Annotated in this window: 15 protein-coding genes; 8 read left to right on the top strand and 7 right to left on the bottom strand. The window is 73.0% G+C overall.

Annotated elements, in window-relative coordinates; all coding sequences use genetic code 11:
• The first annotated feature begins 336 nt into the window (after positions 1-336).
• Entirely contained in the window at positions 337-606 is a 270-nt protein-coding gene (locus ACSIH6_RS10575; RefSeq protein WP_435108068.1) for a hypothetical protein, read from the top strand.
• Positions 607-747: 141 nt separating this feature from the next.
• Positions 748-891: a hypothetical protein gene (locus ACSIH6_RS10570; protein ID WP_435108067.1), complete on the top strand. Its 144-nt coding sequence runs from the start codon at positions 748-750 to the stop codon at positions 889-891.
• 137 nt (positions 892-1,028) lie between these two features.
• Here ACSIH6_RS10570 and ACSIH6_RS10565 read toward each other — a convergent pair whose 3' ends face one another.
• Together ACSIH6_RS10565 and ACSIH6_RS10560 are read right to left on the bottom strand one after the other, a co-directional pair.
• Positions 1,029-2,030 (bottom strand): site-specific integrase, encoded by a 1,002-nt coding sequence (locus ACSIH6_RS10565; protein WP_435108066.1) that lies wholly within the window; start codon positions 2,028-2,030, stop codon positions 1,029-1,031.
• A complete protein-coding gene (locus ACSIH6_RS10560; protein WP_435108065.1) occupies positions 2,030-3,400 on the bottom strand; it encodes a type I-G CRISPR-associated protein, Cas3-extension family in 1,371 nt (456 codons plus the stop codon). Before ACSIH6_RS10560 ends, ACSIH6_RS10565 begins: the two co-directional genes overlap by 1 nt.
• Positions 3,401-3,872: 472 nt before the next feature.
• Here ACSIH6_RS10560 and ACSIH6_RS10555 point away from each other — a divergent pair, with 472 nt between their 5' ends.
• Both ACSIH6_RS10555 and ACSIH6_RS10550 read left to right on the top strand, forming a co-directional pair.
• The gene (locus tag ACSIH6_RS10555; RefSeq protein WP_435108064.1) at positions 3,873-4,223 is read left to right on the top strand and encodes a hypothetical protein; all 351 of its coding nucleotides are present in this window, start codon (positions 3,873-3,875) and stop codon (positions 4,221-4,223) included.
• A gap of 56 nt (positions 4,224-4,279) precedes the next feature.
• The gene (locus ACSIH6_RS10550) at positions 4,280-5,926 is read left to right on the top strand and encodes a zinc finger domain-containing protein (protein WP_435108063.1); all 1,647 of its coding nucleotides are present in this window, start codon (positions 4,280-4,282) and stop codon (positions 5,924-5,926) included.
• A 116-nt stretch (positions 5,927-6,042) separates the two neighbouring features.
• Here the strand turns inward: ACSIH6_RS10550 and ACSIH6_RS10545 are convergent, their stop codons facing one another.
• The gene (locus tag ACSIH6_RS10545) at positions 6,043-6,663 is read right to left on the bottom strand and encodes a hypothetical protein (RefSeq protein WP_435108062.1); all 621 of its coding nucleotides are present in this window, start codon (positions 6,661-6,663) and stop codon (positions 6,043-6,045) included.
• A gap of 223 nt (positions 6,664-6,886) precedes the next feature.
• Here ACSIH6_RS10545 and ACSIH6_RS10540 point away from each other — a divergent pair, with 223 nt between their 5' ends.
• Positions 6,887-8,668 (top strand): hypothetical protein, encoded by a 1,782-nt coding sequence (locus ACSIH6_RS10540; RefSeq protein ID WP_435108061.1) that lies wholly within the window; start codon positions 6,887-6,889, stop codon positions 8,666-8,668.
• A gap of 54 nt (positions 8,669-8,722) precedes the next feature.
• Here the strand turns inward: ACSIH6_RS10540 and ACSIH6_RS10535 are convergent, their stop codons facing one another.
• Entirely contained in the window at positions 8,723-9,187 is a 465-nt protein-coding gene (locus ACSIH6_RS10535; protein WP_435108060.1) for a hypothetical protein, read from the bottom strand.
• 112 nt (positions 9,188-9,299) lie between these two features.
• Between ACSIH6_RS10535 and aroA the strand changes: the two genes are divergently transcribed.
• Positions 9,300-10,616 carry a 3-phosphoshikimate 1-carboxyvinyltransferase gene (aroA, locus tag ACSIH6_RS10530; protein ID WP_435108059.1) on the top strand — a complete coding sequence of 439 codons (1,317 nt, stop codon included), beginning with the start codon at positions 9,300-9,302 and terminating at the stop codon, positions 10,614-10,616.
• Between the two features lie 172 nt (positions 10,617-10,788).
• Here the strand turns inward: aroA and ACSIH6_RS10525 are convergent, their stop codons facing one another.
• Entirely contained in the window at positions 10,789-11,079 is a 291-nt protein-coding gene (locus ACSIH6_RS10525; protein WP_435108058.1) for a hypothetical protein, read from the bottom strand.
• A gap of 443 nt (positions 11,080-11,522) precedes the next feature.
• On the opposite strand from ACSIH6_RS10525, the gene ACSIH6_RS10520 reads away from it, so the two are divergent.
• Both ACSIH6_RS10520 and ACSIH6_RS10515 read left to right on the top strand, forming a co-directional pair.
• On the top strand, positions 11,523-12,305 hold the full coding sequence (locus ACSIH6_RS10520; RefSeq protein ID WP_435108057.1) for a hypothetical protein: 783 nt from the start codon (positions 11,523-11,525) through the stop codon (positions 12,303-12,305).
• A 237-nt stretch (positions 12,306-12,542) separates the two neighbouring features.
• On the top strand, positions 12,543-13,505 hold the full coding sequence (locus ACSIH6_RS10515; protein WP_435108056.1) for a hypothetical protein: 963 nt from the start codon (positions 12,543-12,545) through the stop codon (positions 13,503-13,505).
• A gap of 114 nt (positions 13,506-13,619) precedes the next feature.
• Here the strand turns inward: ACSIH6_RS10515 and ACSIH6_RS10510 are convergent, their stop codons facing one another.
• Together ACSIH6_RS10510 and ACSIH6_RS10505 are read right to left on the bottom strand one after the other, a co-directional pair.
• Positions 13,620-14,231 (bottom strand): nucleoside/nucleotide kinase family protein, encoded by a 612-nt coding sequence (locus tag ACSIH6_RS10510; RefSeq protein ID WP_435108055.1) that lies wholly within the window; start codon positions 14,229-14,231, stop codon positions 13,620-13,622.
• The gene (locus tag ACSIH6_RS10505; RefSeq protein WP_435108054.1) at positions 14,225-14,917 is read right to left on the bottom strand and encodes a hypothetical protein; all 693 of its coding nucleotides are present in this window, start codon (positions 14,915-14,917) and stop codon (positions 14,225-14,227) included. Before ACSIH6_RS10505 ends, ACSIH6_RS10510 begins: the two co-directional genes overlap by 7 nt.
• Positions 14,918-14,925: the final 8 nt, after the last annotated feature.

Raw genomic sequence — 14,925 nt, 5'->3', positions numbered from 1 at the left:
TGGCCGCATGACCCCGATCGGTTCGCACCCCAGCCCGCAAGCCCGTAAGGCCGTAAGGCCGTTGCACGCTCACGAGATCACCCCCGTTGACGCCGCGCTGATCCGCATGATGGCGGGCGCTCACTTCGGTGACGGCGCAACCGTGGCTCTGCCATCTGGGAAGACGATCACGGGCACGGAGATGCGCCGGTGGGTCCAAACCCAGGACTGACCGAGCGTCGGGTGGGTGTCGGGCCCGCCCGGTATCGTCATCACCGCAATCCGGCGGCCGTCCCTTCAACGGTGCTCACGCGCTGTCTACGTCCCCTGGCCGCTCAACTCCAAGAAGAGGTACCCGTGAGCATCTTCGAGATCATCGCATCCAACGGTCGAGAGGCCGCCGACACCAACCCCACCCCCCGGTGGGGGTACACGGACGGCAAGGACTCGTTCGTGGACGAGATCGTCTACCAGGACGGCGACACCATCACGGCCGCGGTCGCCCGCTTCCAGGAACAGGGGAAGCTCCCAGCCGGTGGGGTGTCGGTGGCGGGTCGGGAACGGTGTGACGTGGACTGGGTCCACGAGGACCACCCGTACCGGTACCGCGTCATCATCGCCGAGTAGGCGGCCCGCCGAGTACCTGAGAATCCCTGCGCCTCGGCCGAAGGATTCGCTACCCTGGGCCCGTCGTGGCCCGCGACCTCTTCAACGGCCCCTCTGGGGCTGTCCACGTTGACAGGGCGGTCCTGTCATGGGAAGGAAGATATGAACGTGCTGGCCAAGCTCGACGACGTCTTCGAGCGTTGCCCCGAACCGGTGGTCGCCGCGATGGGGGCGCTGTGGGGTGTGACCTTCGTGGTGCTCGCGGTGCTGTCCGGTGTCACCGCCGGTGTGGTCGCAGGGGCTTAGCTACGAGGCGCCGAGGGAGCGGCCGAGTGCCGCCCCCTCCCGCTACCGAGGGGCCGCACAGGACACCCCCGACGTGCGAAACGCCCTCTCGACCCCGGGCCACTTTCAGCAGTCATGGCCTCGTGGGCGTGGTGCCCTCAGCCCGGTTGCAGTGGTGAACACGCTTCCCTGACGGGCACCTGCGGTGCGCGGCGATCCCTCGGACGTTCCTCCCACAGGTCCACGCGCTCGGGCCCCGCTGCTCGCCGCCCCAACGCGATGAGCCGTTCCAGAAAAGCGCAGCCGGGTTCGTGGCGGCTCTGCGCGGCCAACCACGCCTCGCCGGCGCCCGCGGCGGCCGCTGTGGCGATGGAGCCCTGGCGCAGCCCCAGTGCGGTACCACGCCCGCTCAGACCGGCGTCGACGGCGATGGCGTTCAACCGCCCTGCGATCTCGGCCGCACTCATCGGCTGGGCCGTCAACATGTCGGTGTGAGCGCGCTGTGGCGCGGCGCGCAACCATAGGGGGCCGCGCAGGAGCCGGACCTCTTCGCGCAGATCCAGGTAGGCGGTGAGCGCGCGCACCGGGCAGTGCGCGGGGTCGGCGCGGTAGGCCATGACCGCCAGGTGTCCGGTGACCTCCACTTCCACCCCTTCGGGGTGGGGGCGCAGATGCCCCACGTCCAAGGCCTGGAGGTGGGCGGGGGTGGCCAGGAGTTCCCAGCACGCCAGCACCAGGGCGCGGTCGCGCCTGCCCTGGACGGTGGTGGCGGGGCAGGCGTGGACCATGGCCAGCATCTGTGCGTGGGACACCAGTCCGGGGGCGTGCACCTGGGGCACCGGCTGGTCCGCTCCTGCGGGCGTCGTGGGGGGCGTGCGGTCGGTGGAGCCCACGGCCCGGTCGCGCAGGGGCAGGTGCGCGGGCTGGTACTTGATCCGGGTGCGTTCCAGTTCGGCGAGCAGGCGGGCCAGCCGCCGGTGACGGCCGGGGACGGGCAGCACCCACACCTGGTTGGTGTGGTCCCACCACCCGTCGTGGCGACGGCCCAACCACTCGTGCTCGGGGTCGGCGTCCACCCACAGTCGGCTGGTGTCCGCGAGCAGACGCTGCACGGTCTGGCTGTCGGAGCGGCTGCTCCAGGTGGTGCTGGGCTGGGCCATCACACGACCTCCCGGTCCTGGCGGGGTGCCGCGCCGTGCTCCACGCGCGGGAAGTGGGGCACCAGCGGCCCCAGGGACTTGGCGCCCACGTGCCGCAGGGCCGCGCGGGCGGTGAACACCCCGCGTTGGGTGGCGCGGGCCCAGGTTCCCCGGTCCGGGCCCGGGGCCAGGTCCACCCCGACGGTGGGGCCGCGGCCGGCGTCGTGGACCACGTGGACGCGGTAGCCGGGGGCGTGCAGCAACGTCGCGATCTCCTCACAGGTCAACGGGGTCTCCCACAGCGGCCACACCATCGCCGTGTTCAGGAAGGACCCCGCTGCGGACAGGTCGGGCAGGAAGTGCCAGAGCGTTGCCGGTCCTGCGGCGTCGGGGCGCTGGGCGATCTCGGTCAGGGCCAGGGCCTGGGTGGCCAACCAGGTCGGGCCGGGCACTCCCCGGCTGTAGGCCTGGCCATCGCCGGACTCCACCGCGTCCACCGGCGCGCTGTAGTCCAGGTTCTCCCCCGTGCACCCGATCACCCGGCGCCACCCGGTCAGCGCCTCCTCCAGCAGGGTGGCGGGGTCCTCTCCCACCAGGCTCAGCGGGAACTCGAAGAAGGTGCGGGTGCTTTGCCGCCCGCGGGGCGCCAGAAAGGGCGACAGGGCGATGCGGCCCGAGGCGTCGGGGGCGCTCAGGTTCACCAACCGCTCCAACCAGCGCACCCCGGCCGGGCCGCTGTGGGCGCGCACCTGTGCGACCAGAGCGTCCGCGCGCTCGACCGGTACCCGCAGCGGGTCGCCGCCGGTATGGCCGGGCTCGCGTGGTGGCGGGAAGCGGTCCACTCCCCAGATGACCTGGTCTTGGGCGAGCATCGTGTGGGCGCACTCGGCCAGGGCGGCCACGATCCCCTCCAGGGTCGCGGCCGGTGCGGTGATCAGGGCCTGCCCGTCCTGGCGGGACCAGGACAGGCGCGGCCGCGCGCTTGCTGGGGGGCGGCTCGCCTCCAGCAGGACCACGACGCCGAGCGCGGCCAGGAACGGCAAGGGCTGGGTGCCGCACAGCGCGGGCAGCGCCACCGTGTTCGTCTCAGGCGGAGGCGCGGTGACGGGGCGGATGCGCACGTGGTAGCGCACCCGGGGGTGGTGGCGGCTGACGTAGGCCCCGGGTTCGTCCAGCGGCGGCTCACCGGTCAGGGGTTCGGCGAACGCCTCGGCGAACCCGGGCGGGAGGGCTCCTTGGTGTTGGAGGGCCCGCACGGCGTCGAGGATGTCCTCCCCGGCGCGGCAGGGAGTCTGGGCGCGGGTGGCGTGGTCGGCGTCGACCACCGCCCAGACCGCCTCACGCACCAACGGCAGCGGGCCCAGCACCAGCACACTCGATTGCTTGTCCACGGCGTTTCCTCAGCTTCCACATCGACGTTCAGAAACGGCCCACACCCCTGCGCGGGGGTGAGCGGCCGGGGTACATCAACGTGGACGGCGAACCCGACAGGGTGCCGTGGAAGGTGGCGCTGACACGAGTGTAGGGTCCAACGCGCGCTGTCACGCCGCCGTGCCCTCAGACGGCGTCGGCCAGGGCCCGCGGTGGGGTCGGCCGCGGCGCCGGGTTCTTCGCACGACCGCTCGCGCGGCCGGTCCGGCAGCCCTCCCCGGGGGTATGCCCGGTGCGGCGCTGCCCTGGCCCGGCCTGTCCACCATCGGTCAAGTGCCGCGAACCCCTCACCCGGGGGTGAGGCGATGTGCTATCTGTGCGCACAGACCGTTCGCGCGCACGCGAGCGCGCCCCGTCGTGATCGGTGCTCCCACCAAGGAGCCGATCCGCCGACGGATCATCCCCGCCCCCGTGCACGTCCCAGGGAGTCCCATGCGCCGCACCGATGACCACGCCCAGCACATCGCCCAGCAGGTCCACCGCCACCACCCGCAGGCCGCCCACGCCGTCCCAGCGTTCGCGCGCCGCATGCGCGCTGGGGTGCTGGGGGCCTGGACCGATCTGATGGGGGAGGCCCACCACCACCCCGACCCCCAGCAGCGGGCTGCGAGCGTCGCGCTCCGCGATGGGCTGGCCCCCTGGTTCCAGGACCAGGGGGCACTGGACGCCGAGCCGCGGACCGTGCTGGAGTGGCTGATCACCATCGAGGACCGCGAGGGCCAGCTCCTGCGCCAGCGCCTGCACGCCGTCCTGGACCGCCTCCACCCCGCCCCCACGACCTGAAAGCCCTGGCCGGTCCCGGGCGCACGTCAGCGTTCGAAGGCCCCCGACACCGTGAGGTGAGCATCCTGTACTCCCTGCTCTACCCCTGCCCGGTCTGCCGGGCCGCCGAGAACACCCTGTGCCTGAACGAAGGCCACGCGGTCCGGCGCCGACCTCACCCGCGCCGGGTCCTGGCCGCCTTCTCGGCCGAGACGATCCTGGGCCTGGCCCACCGGGTGCCCTTCACCCAGCGCTGGGGCCTGACCCGGCAGATGCTCCAGCTTCCCGACTACAGCGCCCCGCCCACCGACCGCGCCGGGCGCCCCTATCCCGACCCCGAGGCGGCCCGCCAGGAGCTGGCCGACGTCTCCGCGGTCCTGCGGCAGATGGCCCAGGGTCTGGCCGAGGACTCCACCGGGGTGCGCGCACCCGAGCTGATCCGACGCCTGGACCAGGCCCGCACCGTCAGCGATCACCTGCGCGACACCCTGGCCCGGGTCGACCTTGCCGACGGTGAGGAGGTGGACGCCGACGCGCTCGACCACCGGCTGCTGGTACAGCGGGCCCGCCGGGTCGACACCGACCTGCGCATCATCGCCCACGCCCCGCCGCCCCGCGGCGCGCCCGAATGGGCGGTGGGCTACCGCCATGACGGGCACTTCCGGGCCCGCAGGGTCACACTCGCCCACGGGGCCGACCACAGCGACCAGCTCACCCGCGCCTGGGGGATGGCTCCCACCCCCGACGCCGCGCTGCGCGCCGTCGCCCACCTGGTCGGCCAGGACGACCACCGTGTGGTCCTGAGCCCGCACCAGCGCACCATGGACCGGCCCCTGATCGCACCCGACCCCGGCCGGATCCTCCACGACGACCACACCCAGCAGCTGCTGGAGGACGACGAACCGGCCTATCCCGCCTTCCTGGAGGCGTGCAAGCGCGTGGGCAAGGAGCTGGACGCAGAGCCCGACCTGCCCGCCCTGCTCCACGAGCGCGCCCAGGCGCTCAACCGCGACCACCCTCAGTGCCCGCCCCATCTGTTGCAGGTCGACCCGGACGAACACCACCCCAACGTCGACCACACCCACACCCACGTCGAGGCCCGCGCTTGGGTTCCCGCCGACCGCGTCGTGTCGACGTTTCACACCACCTGGGGTGAGCTGAGCGACCACAAGGCCCAGCGCCCGCTGGACATCGCCCGCACCCTGGCCGGTGCCGAGGATGCGCACGTCTTCGCCCGCCGCCTGTTCAGCGAACCCATGCGGCTGACCCGGGTCAACGCCTGGGCCGGACCCGTGTACATGGTGGGCGAGGGAGGTGACGGCCAGCACCGCGTGCACGCCCTGCGCCTGCTGGGGCTGCCGTGGGCGGCCGCGCACATCACCTACCAGGTGCCCGCACCGGCGGTGGCCCTGTACGGGCTGGTTGCCGAGGACGAGGAACACCTTAGGGACACCCGGGCGCCGATCGAGCGGGCCCGAGAGCGCCGCAGGCTGATCTGCGGGCTCATCGACCGCAACATCATCGACGCCTGGTGGGACCAGAACCGGCACGACTGGTTGTGGTGCCGCTCCATTCCCGCCCCCTGGCTGCTGCGCGACGCTCAGAGCGCCGCCACGGCCAACGCCGTGTACGAGGCCACCTATCCCGGTGCGCTGGCCCTGTTGGGCATCCCCGTGGACGTGGGCTGTCAGCCGCAGGCCTGGAGCCGGTGGCTCTCCCGCTGAACCCCCGGGGGTGCACGGTCGTACCAAGGGAGACGGTGCCAGGGCGGCCAAGCCCTGGCACCGTCGCACGCGAACATCAGGGGCGCCAGCCCCACGAGGCATGGGGCTGGCGTGCGCTAGTTCTGGACAGTGCGTCCGTCACGGCGGATGAGCACAGGCACCCTGCTGCGGGGACGGGCCATGCCCGCAGCGGCGGCAGAGGTGTCGATGTCCACGACCACGGCCCCCTGCTCTGGGCAGCCCTTGACCAAGACCTCCACCTCACCGATCGCCACGTAGTGGGCGAAACACGCGTCCTCGGGGTGGCTGGTCATGCCCGTGCGGGCGTTGAGCGTGCAGGCCAGGGCTTCGGCGGGGGTGGACAGCATCGGCGGGTGGCTCCAGTTCGGGCTGTCGAGCGCCGCATGCAGGTCCCTGGCCAACTCCACCGAGTCCACGAGCAGTCGGCGCCAAGGGTCGCGGTCGTCGTTCGTGCGGGGCGGGTCCAGCGGCACGGGCGTGCCTCCGGCCTCGGCCACGTACTCGGCCGCCCATCCGTCCCACTCGGTGACGGGCGCGGTGGGGTCCACGTTCCCCGAGGAGGTGACGATGACCGTGCCTCGCGCCGGTCCGTTGGAGGGGCGAACGAGGATGGACGGGCGTCCTGCGGGGTCGGTGTGCTCCCAGGCCTGTAGGCCGTGAGCGGTGAGCGCGTCTTGGAGGAACTGGGACGGGGTGGGCAAGCTTGGGCTTGTCATCAGGTCCTTTTCGTGTCGAGTGAACGGTCGCGTCGAAGGAGACGCGGAGGCGGCCAAACCTCCACATCAATAAGATCATTATACAACAAAATCGAGGGCGGTGCGCCTCCGGCTGCGGCGTCGACGGGCGAACTCGGCTCCGCCCCGGTCCGCGGGTGGCCAGGTCCGGCCAGTTGCGGCGAAGCCCCCGCGCGTTTGTGCACGGTGTGTTATCTGTGCGCATATGCCCACTGAGGATCGCCGCCGGGTCCGCACCGCCGTGACCGGCCACGCCGCATCAGAAGAGCCCTCCTACATGCCCACCGACCCCGACGAGGCCGAGGAGTTCCGGACCCAGGCCAGGCAGGACGGGCAGACGCACTGGTGCGGTCTGCTGCTGGGTGGGTGCGGAGGGCAGCTGTCCTTGAAGGTGATCCACCAGCGCGAGACCGTCCCCCACTTCGCCCATCGCGCCGACTCGAACCTGTGCGCGCGCATGGCCCAGGGGCGGGAGCACATCCGGGGCGGGCAGAGCGCGGATCACCTCTACGCCCGCCGCCACCTGCGTACCTGGATGCGCGAGCACCTGGGCACGGGCGCGGCCGTGGAGGCCCCGCCCACGTTCGTGGGCCTGGACGCCGGGCGCGGCTGCACTGAGCTGATCGTGCCCACGAGCCATAAGCCGCTGCGGCTGGTCTTCACCAGCGACCTGGACCATGACCTAGTCGCCCTGGCGAAGTCGCCCCAGGCGAGGCAGTATGTCTGGCTCGTCCGAGCCAACCAAAGCGTCACGCAGGCGCTGGTTGCCAACGGTGTCCCTCACCGGTTGTTCCAGATGAAGGAGGACGCCCACCATGAGCGCGCCCTCCAGGTCGGGTTCCGCGATGGCTCCGGTGAGGTCGAGTGGGTGCCGTTGGCCGAGTGCGTCCTGCGCGGCGACACCCTCGCACGGGCCCGGCCCGCAGGCCGGCGCCCGCTCGCGTCGGCCCCGCGCGAGAGTGTGGTATCCGACGCCGCCCAGGCGCCCGACCCGCTGGAGCAGGCGGTGGCGTCCCTGCGCCAGGTGCTGGCCCAGGGCGATGTGGCCAACGTGCGCTCCCTGGCCGAGGTGGTCCGCAGGCGGCTCACCCAGCAGGGCGTGCACAGTCTGCCCCCGGACCTGGTCACCGACGCCCGCGCTGTGCTACGCGAGGCCGCCCAGGCCCTGCCCCAGCGCGCCAAGACCATCACGGTGCAGCGCCGCGTGCCCGTCGTGGAGCCCTACCGGCGCACCAGCCGTCCCCAGGACCCCCTGCGTGATGACATCGAACGCCACATCGGCAAGCTGGTGTGGGCCGAGGCCAACGGTCGCAGCCGGGCCTATGAGGACAACCGTGCCGCGCTGGTGGAGCTGTTCAACCGCCCCGACACCCCCCGGGATCTGGTGGACCGGATCAGGCAGCAGTTGCGCGTCTTCCCCAAGGACCGGTTCCGCCGGTCCGCGCCCGCGCCGCGGACACCGGCCCCTGAGCGGCGCTCGCGCCAGGGTCGCCAGGCCGGAAGCAGCCGCCAGCGCGGGCCCGCGCGGCGCGAAGTGCGCCAGCACGCCCTGCTGCGGGAGGCGCTGGAGACCCTGCGCTGGGCCCAGGAGAGTAAGAGGGCGGACACCTACGCCCTCACGCGCACCCAGCTGGTGCAGGCCCTGGAACGGCCCGGCCTCCCCCCGGGGCTGCGCGAGCAGATCGAGGCGCAGCTGCTGCGCTCCCCCCAGGGGTTGTTCGACCGGCCCATCCCCGCGCCCGGCCCCCGGCCCGCCGCGTCGAGTGGCGCGGCGCGGCCGAGCCAGGGCAGCAGCAAGCCGCGGCAGGGGCGCGGCCGCGGGGAGCGGGACACCACACGGCGGCGTGACCCCGCGCCGTCGGCGAAGGCCGAGGGCGGGTTGCTGGCCACCGCGCGCATGGACGAGCGCAGCCGCGCCCTGCTGGAGCAGATGCGCCAGGCGCAGCCGGGTGCGGCCCGGCCCGACCGCGAGCAGCCGACCGGGTGAACACACCGCGGCCCGCACCCTGGCGCTCGGGTGCGGGCCACGGCGGGGTGCGGGTCAGGTCAGTGGCCGTGCCCGGACCAGGCGGACCGGCTCGCTGTCCAGGAGCATCGTGTCCACTGCGGCGGCCTCATGTTCGCCGCTGGTGGCAGCGAGGGTCAGGTGGTAGTCCCGCAGCGCCTCGCGGACCCGGCCGGGCAGGCCAGCCACGTCGGGAGTCTCGGCCGGGTCGGCGGCCAGGGCCAGCAGGGTCTGGCGGGGCGCGTCGATCCCGGTCAGGTGCACCCCCACCCACGGCTGTAGCCCGGCATCGGTCAGGGCCTTGCGCGCCCGGTCGTGGGCTGACAGGGCCGCCGCGTACTCCTTGACCTGGTCGCGGCTGAACGCGGGCGCGACCGAGCGCCAGATGCCCATGGCGGGGGCTCCCGCGCGCAGCTGGCGGGTGATGGCGTCCACCAGCGCGCGCCGGGCGCCCAGGTAGTTGTCCAGGTCGGGCTGGAGGTTGGTGTGTTCGGGGTCCATCCCGGCACACTACCCGATAACCTGGATTCCGTCCGGACGCAATTCCGTCTCTTCCGGGGTGGTGGTTGCGGCCGGACGCACGCGAACCCCCCGCCAGGACCGCTGGTGGGACATGCAGCTCTCACGGAACGAGGGATCCACCATGCACCAGAGCACGCTGTCCGTACCGGCCACCGGGGGCGGGGTGAAGGGCACCGTGGCCGTGCCCGGCGACAAGTCCGTCTCCCACCGCGCCCTGATCCTGGCCGCGCTCGCGCCGGGGCGCAGCACCATCACCGGTCTGTCCCGGGGTGAGGACCCCACCCACACCCGCGGCGCGCTGGCCCAGTTCGGGGTGGAGTTCGCCGACGAGGCCGACGGCACCGTCACCGTGGACGGCGGTCTGCGCCACGAGGCGGCCGACGTCCTGGATTGCGGCAACGCCGGGACCGGCATCCGGCTGCTGGCCGGGGTGTGCGCCGGAGTTGAGGGGCTCAGCGTCCTGACGGGTGATGAGTACCTGCGCCAGCGCCCCATGGGCCGGGTGGCCGACCCGCTGCGGCAGATGGGCGCGCGGGTGGAGGCCCGCGAGGGCGGGCGCTTGGCGCCGCTGGTCATCCACGGAGGCAACCTGAACGGCATCACCTACCACTCCCCCACGGCCTCCGCGCAGGTCAAGTCGTGCCTGCTGCTGGCCGGACTGGCCGCGTCCGGGTCCACCACTGTGGTGGAGCCGGCCCCCACCCGCCGCCACACCGAGGAGATGCTCACCGCGGCCGGGGTGCGGGTGGACGTGGACGGCGCGGCCGTGACCGTGCACCCGGGCCCGGTCGCGCCGATGGCGCACACCGTGCCCGGTGACCCCTCCCAGTCCGCGTTCTGGGCGGTGGCCGCAGCCCTGGCCGGGTGCGTGGAGATGCCCGGCCTGTACCTGGGCTACGGGCGGAAGGGCTACCTGCACGTGCTGCGGCGCATGGGCGCAGCCGTGGAGATGGAGGAGTCCACCGGCACGGTGCGGGTCAGCGCCGCCGGACTACGCGCGGTGGAGATCACCGGGAACGAGGTGCCCGGGATCGTGGACGAGATCCCGGTGCTGGCGGTGGCCGCCGCAGGTGCGAAGGGCACCACCGTGATCTCCGGCGCCGAGGAGCTGCGGTTCAAGGAATCCGACCGCGTGAGTTCGACGGTGGCGATGCTGCGGGCGTTCGGCGTCCAGGCCGAGGAGCGCCCGGACGGGATGGTCATCCACGGCCGCCCCGACGGGTTCACCCCGGCGGCGGTGGACAGCGCCGGGGACCACCGCATCGCGATGGCGGCCGCCGTGGCCGCGGTGGCCCGCACCAGCGGCACGAGCACCATCACCGGGTGGGGGTCGGTGGCCACCTCCTACCCCGATTTCGTGGCCGACCTGCGCACGGCGTCGGGGGTGACGGCGACGGTCAGCGCCTGAGCGCGGCCTGGCCTGAGCGTGGGCCGCGCCCGGTGCGGGTGGGGCCCACGCGCGCCGGGCGGGCCGCGGCGGGTCCTGCGCCCCACGGCGTGAACCACCGCGGTGGCCCGGGTCCGCCACCGGCCCCGGCGGGGCAGGGCGTCAAGGTGGCGTGCCGGGGCTGGGCGCGGGGTCAGCCCTGTGTAACCCCACCGGCTGCTTGCAGCGCCGCCACCCCGGTCTTGGTGGGCACCATCTTGTCCGCGTGAAGCCCGTCGGCAGGAATGGCGGATTCGATCAGGTCCTGCTGCCACAGGCTCACGTAGGCCTCGTAGAGCTTCACCTGTCGCTCGGTGGCACGGTGGCCGGTCTCGGTGTTCATCCCGGCGAAGAAGGTGCTGGCCTCCACCGGCTCGCCCGCCCGGTGGATGTGGGCCAGGAGAGTGCGCTCGTCTTCGGTCAGCTCGTTGGTGTTCCTGTTCATGGGAGGAACGCTAGCCCCCGCGGCGAGCCTGCGGGGGCTTTCGATCGCGGCTGGTGACACGTTCGTTAACGGCATCCCGACCAGGAGGCCACGCGCGCGTGCGGGGCGCCGACGCAGATGCGGAGCCCCGTTCTCCGTCGGTCCTTGAGGGCGCGAGGTAGACCCAACTCAACGTTGTATTATGAGCGCTTCAATGCCGAGGGTGTCGGAAAGGGCTGGCGGCACCGGATCACCAGCGCGAGGAGCGCGTCTGCTGCCCAGGGGAAGGCCCCGGAAGGAAAGGTGGCCGGTCCGGGCTCTCGTGAACGAGACCCTCGCCGGGGCGAGGGTTGGCCTACCAGGACCGGCCTTCCGATGCGACCGCCGGAACCTGCGGCCGCGTGCAGTGCGGTCGCGGGCAACCCGACGACACCGATGATCGTAACCGACGAGGAGAGCAGGCCATGGCCATGGAGGAACAGGGCGACGACGGTGTGGAGCTGGTGACGCTCGCCGAGTGGGGGCGCCAACACCGGTACGCGCCCTCCAGCGCGCGCGCCCTGCGCGCGAAGGAGGGGTTCCCCGCGCCGGCCGGATACCGCGACGTCCCCAAGCACCGCGACCCTACCGCCGTGCCGCAGGACCAGGACCCGGGCCGCGGCGTCACCGTCGACGAGTTCGCTGCGCTCATCGGCGTCTCGGCCGGGCAGGTGCGCCGCGTGGCCACCACCCACGCCGAGCCGCTCCCCGAGCGCATCAACCCCGCCGAGCCGGTGGCCTACCCCATCCAGGGGCGCCGGCGCCTGGACGCCATGGTCGCCTGGTGGCACCGTCGGCCCGCCGCGACCACGCGCGTGGCGGTCTACGACCCCGCCGACCTCGCACCGTTCGTCCCGGCCCCCACTTCCCTGCCTCCCCTCGGGGCTTTGGGCGTGGACCCGCGGGCGCGCGTCTCCCTGACCAGGTTCGCCAAGATCATCGGCGAGGACCACAGCACCGTCGGCCAGTACCGCACCCGCTACCCCCACACCATGCCGCGCACCGCTGATGGGCGCCGCGTCCAAGACGTGGCGCCCCGCGAGCGGATCGTCTTCTACGTCGAGGACCTGTACCGGTGGTGGAGCGCCCGCCCCGGCCGCCGCCGCCCCTACGACCAGCCAGACCAGGCCGCGAGCGCGTCCGCAGGCCCGGCACCGTCCGCCCCGGGGCGCGGTGCGCTCGCGCAGGAGCCGCCCCAGCTGGGGTGACCCCGCCCTGTGGGGCGCCCCGGGGCGGACGGCGCGCGGCGGCGGGGCTGGGCCCGCTGTTCCGGTCTCGCCGAGGGGGCGCGATGAGCGTACGCCCAGCTCAGCGGGAGTGGCGGCGGTGCGGTGCGGGTTGGCTACCCTCCTTCTTTTGTTGTATTATGGGCGTGTTGATGTTGAGGCTTGGCCGTCTCGGCACCAACTCCGATACGACTGCCGCGCAGAAGGAGCACCTTCGCTATGCCCCTGACCGACACCCAATGGATGACGTTCACCACCGCCTTCCCGTACCACGACTACAACCTGTCCGTGCCCGAGGACATCGACTACCTGTGGGAACGGTTCCGGCAAGTCTTTCTGGACCGTGAGGACGAACTGCGCCTTCCCGAGGTCGAAGGCGTGTGCCTGTGGGACACCTCCGACGAGTCCAACGCCGACCTGATCATGACGGTGGACCTGCCCGGCGGACTCCGGGTCGCCTCGCTGACCTTCACCCCCACCAGCCTCTACGCCAGGGATGAGACGGGCGAGCCCTGTGGCCCGCAGCCCGCACGAGAGGTCATCGACTCCCTCCTGGACATGCGCAGCCGCTTGGTGACCGAAGCCCAGCAGAACCAGAGCGGCCCCGCCGCCCACCAGCCTGGCGCCTCGCGGTCGCCTCTGGCCCTGGCCGAGCTGTGCGAGCGCCACGGCCGCGCCTACCTCCTCTCCAGCGACCCCGCCACCGGCACCACCGAACTGCGCGTGACCTGGCCCACCGACCACCCCAACGGGCCGTGGTCCCTGTGCGCGGAGTGGGCCCCGGGTCACAGCACCAGGGCGCCGCACACGGTCCGGGTGCGTCACCGCGACCCCCACACCGGCGAACGGACCACCAACCTGCTGCCCCCCGGGCAGGTCGTGGACCTCATCACCGGCAGCGACCCTGCCCCCACGGCAGGCAGCGCCCGCCCGGACGGCGGCGAGACGGTCACCGTCAAGGACCTGTCCCAGGCGCTGTTCGAGGCCGATCAGGAATGCCTGAGCCCTGCCGCCCGCGTCGTGGTCGCCCACAACGGCGCCCCCGACCTGGGCGACCCGGTCACTGCGGTCCAGGTGCTGGCGTTTCGGATCGACCCCGACACAGGCAGCGGCCTTCTCGGCGCGGACGCCGAGGAGCACCCCGACGCCGATCCAGCGCTGATCCTGTTCACCGAGCACTGACCGTCCAGCCCCCGGCGGGGGGTGACAGCAACGGTCCACGCTTGAGCAACGCCTGACTGCCTGTGGGCCCCACCCGGATCGGGTGGGGCCCACGCGTGTGTGCGGGCTACGGGTTCAGCGCTCCAGGCCAGTGTCGATCAGCGCGGCGGCTCGCGCCGCGACCTGGTCGAGCGGTGCGCGGGCGTCGAGGCGGTGCACCGGGTAGGGCACGTGTTCCAGGGCGCCGGTGAACGCGGCGTGGTAGCGGGCGATCCTGGTGGGGTCGCCGGTGGTGGTGGGGTGGTCGCGTTCGGCCCGCCCGAGCACCCGGTCACGGCCGGTGCCGGGGTCCACGTCCAACCACAGGCTCACCGCGGGCGGCGCCAGGCGGGCGTACAGGGCCGCCAGCGGGTCCAGGTCAACCTTGTGCAGGGCGGCGGTGGCCAGCCACCGCACGGTGTAGGTGTCGGTGAGCACCACCTGGCGGCGGGCATCCAGCGGGAGCAGGTGCTGGTGAACCATGGACAGGTGCTCGAAGGCGGCCGCGGTCTCCACCGCTGCCGGGTCGAAGAACTCCCACCACGGGCGGCCCACGGCTTGGTGGGCGGTGTCGGCGGCGATGCGTTTGACCGTGGAGGGCCACGAGCGCACGTAGACGCTGCGGCCCTTGTCGTGCAGGTGCCCGCGCAACCGGGCGATCAGGGTGGTCTTGCCGGAGCCGTCGATCCCGGCGACCTCGATCAGCACGCCGCCGTCTCCGTCCAGGTGTAGTCGTGCAGGGCGAACTCGGGGGCGAAGACGGCATCGGTCAGGCGGCGCGCGGCGGGGGTGAACAGGTCCCGGGGGGCGGCGCCGGGCGGGCGGAAGTGCGCCTTGGCCCGCACCTGCCCCACGTCCAGGTCGGGCAGGCCGACCCGGGCGCACAGCGCGGTCAGCCCGGCGTTCAGGTGCTCGTAGCGGATCAGCACGTCCACCCCCACCCGCCCACCCACGGTGTAGAGCGGCCAGTTCAGGGCGTCGGCCGCCTCACCGGAGGCCACGAAGTCCTCCAAGGAGATGCGGGGCTCGGCGCGGTGGCGGTGGTAGTACAGCGAGACGACCTTCTCGGCCGGGTGGCGCTCCACCGCCACGGTGGTGTACCCCGACACATCCATCCGGTCCCGGATGACGTCCAGGGGCAGGTGGTTCCACCACACCACCCCCTCCCCCGGGCCGGGCCGGGCCCCGGCTCCTGGCGGCGCGTCGGCAGCCAGGTGGTTCTGGGGTCCGCGGCCGCCGTGGACGCGGCGCAGCGCCTCATCGCGCGGGCTGAGCGCGGTGACCACGTCTCCGGGTTCGGCCAGGCGGGACAGGGCGATCTCGATCGAGGTGCCCGCGGTCTTGCGGGTGCGCACGAACACCAGTCGGCGGCTGTGCAGGATGATCACCAGCACGCCCCCTG

Source organism: Nocardiopsis synnemataformans (assembly GCF_965343085.1).
Classification (GTDB): Bacteria; Actinomycetota; Actinomycetes; order Streptosporangiales; family Streptosporangiaceae; genus Nocardiopsis; species Nocardiopsis alborubida.
Note: the sequence above shows the minus strand (reverse complement) of the source record. Positions and strands in the feature narration are given on the sequence as shown.

Excerpts from the sequence above, each read along its gene's own strand:
- ACSIH6_RS10555 (WP_435108064.1), top strand. The coding sequence starts at position 3,873 with ATGCGCCGCACCGATGACCACGCCCAGCACATCGCCCAGCAGGTCCAC.
- ACSIH6_RS10535 (WP_435108060.1), bottom strand. The coding sequence starts at position 9,187 with ATGGACCCCGAACACACCAACCTCCAGCCCGACCTGGACAACTACCTG.
- ACSIH6_RS10565 (WP_435108066.1), bottom strand. The coding sequence starts at position 2,030 with ATGGCCCAGCCCAGCACCACCTGGAGCAGCCGCTCCGACAGCCAGACC.
- ACSIH6_RS10545 (WP_435108062.1), bottom strand. The coding sequence starts at position 6,663 with ATGACAAGCCCAAGCTTGCCCACCCCGTCCCAGTTCCTCCAAGACGCG.
- ACSIH6_RS10515 (WP_435108056.1), top strand. The coding sequence starts at position 12,543 with ATGCCCCTGACCGACACCCAATGGATGACGTTCACCACCGCCTTCCCG.
- ACSIH6_RS10540 (WP_435108061.1), top strand. The coding sequence starts at position 6,887 with ATGCCCACTGAGGATCGCCGCCGGGTCCGCACCGCCGTGACCGGCCAC.
- ACSIH6_RS10525 (WP_435108058.1), bottom strand. The coding sequence starts at position 11,079 with ATGAACAGGAACACCAACGAGCTGACCGAAGACGAGCGCACTCTCCTG.
- ACSIH6_RS10570 (WP_435108067.1), top strand. The coding sequence starts at position 748 with ATGAACGTGCTGGCCAAGCTCGACGACGTCTTCGAGCGTTGCCCCGAA.
- ACSIH6_RS10520 (WP_435108057.1), top strand. The coding sequence starts at position 11,523 with ATGGCCATGGAGGAACAGGGCGACGACGGTGTGGAGCTGGTGACGCTC.
- aroA (WP_435108059.1), top strand. The coding sequence starts at position 9,300 with ATGCAGCTCTCACGGAACGAGGGATCCACCATGCACCAGAGCACGCTG.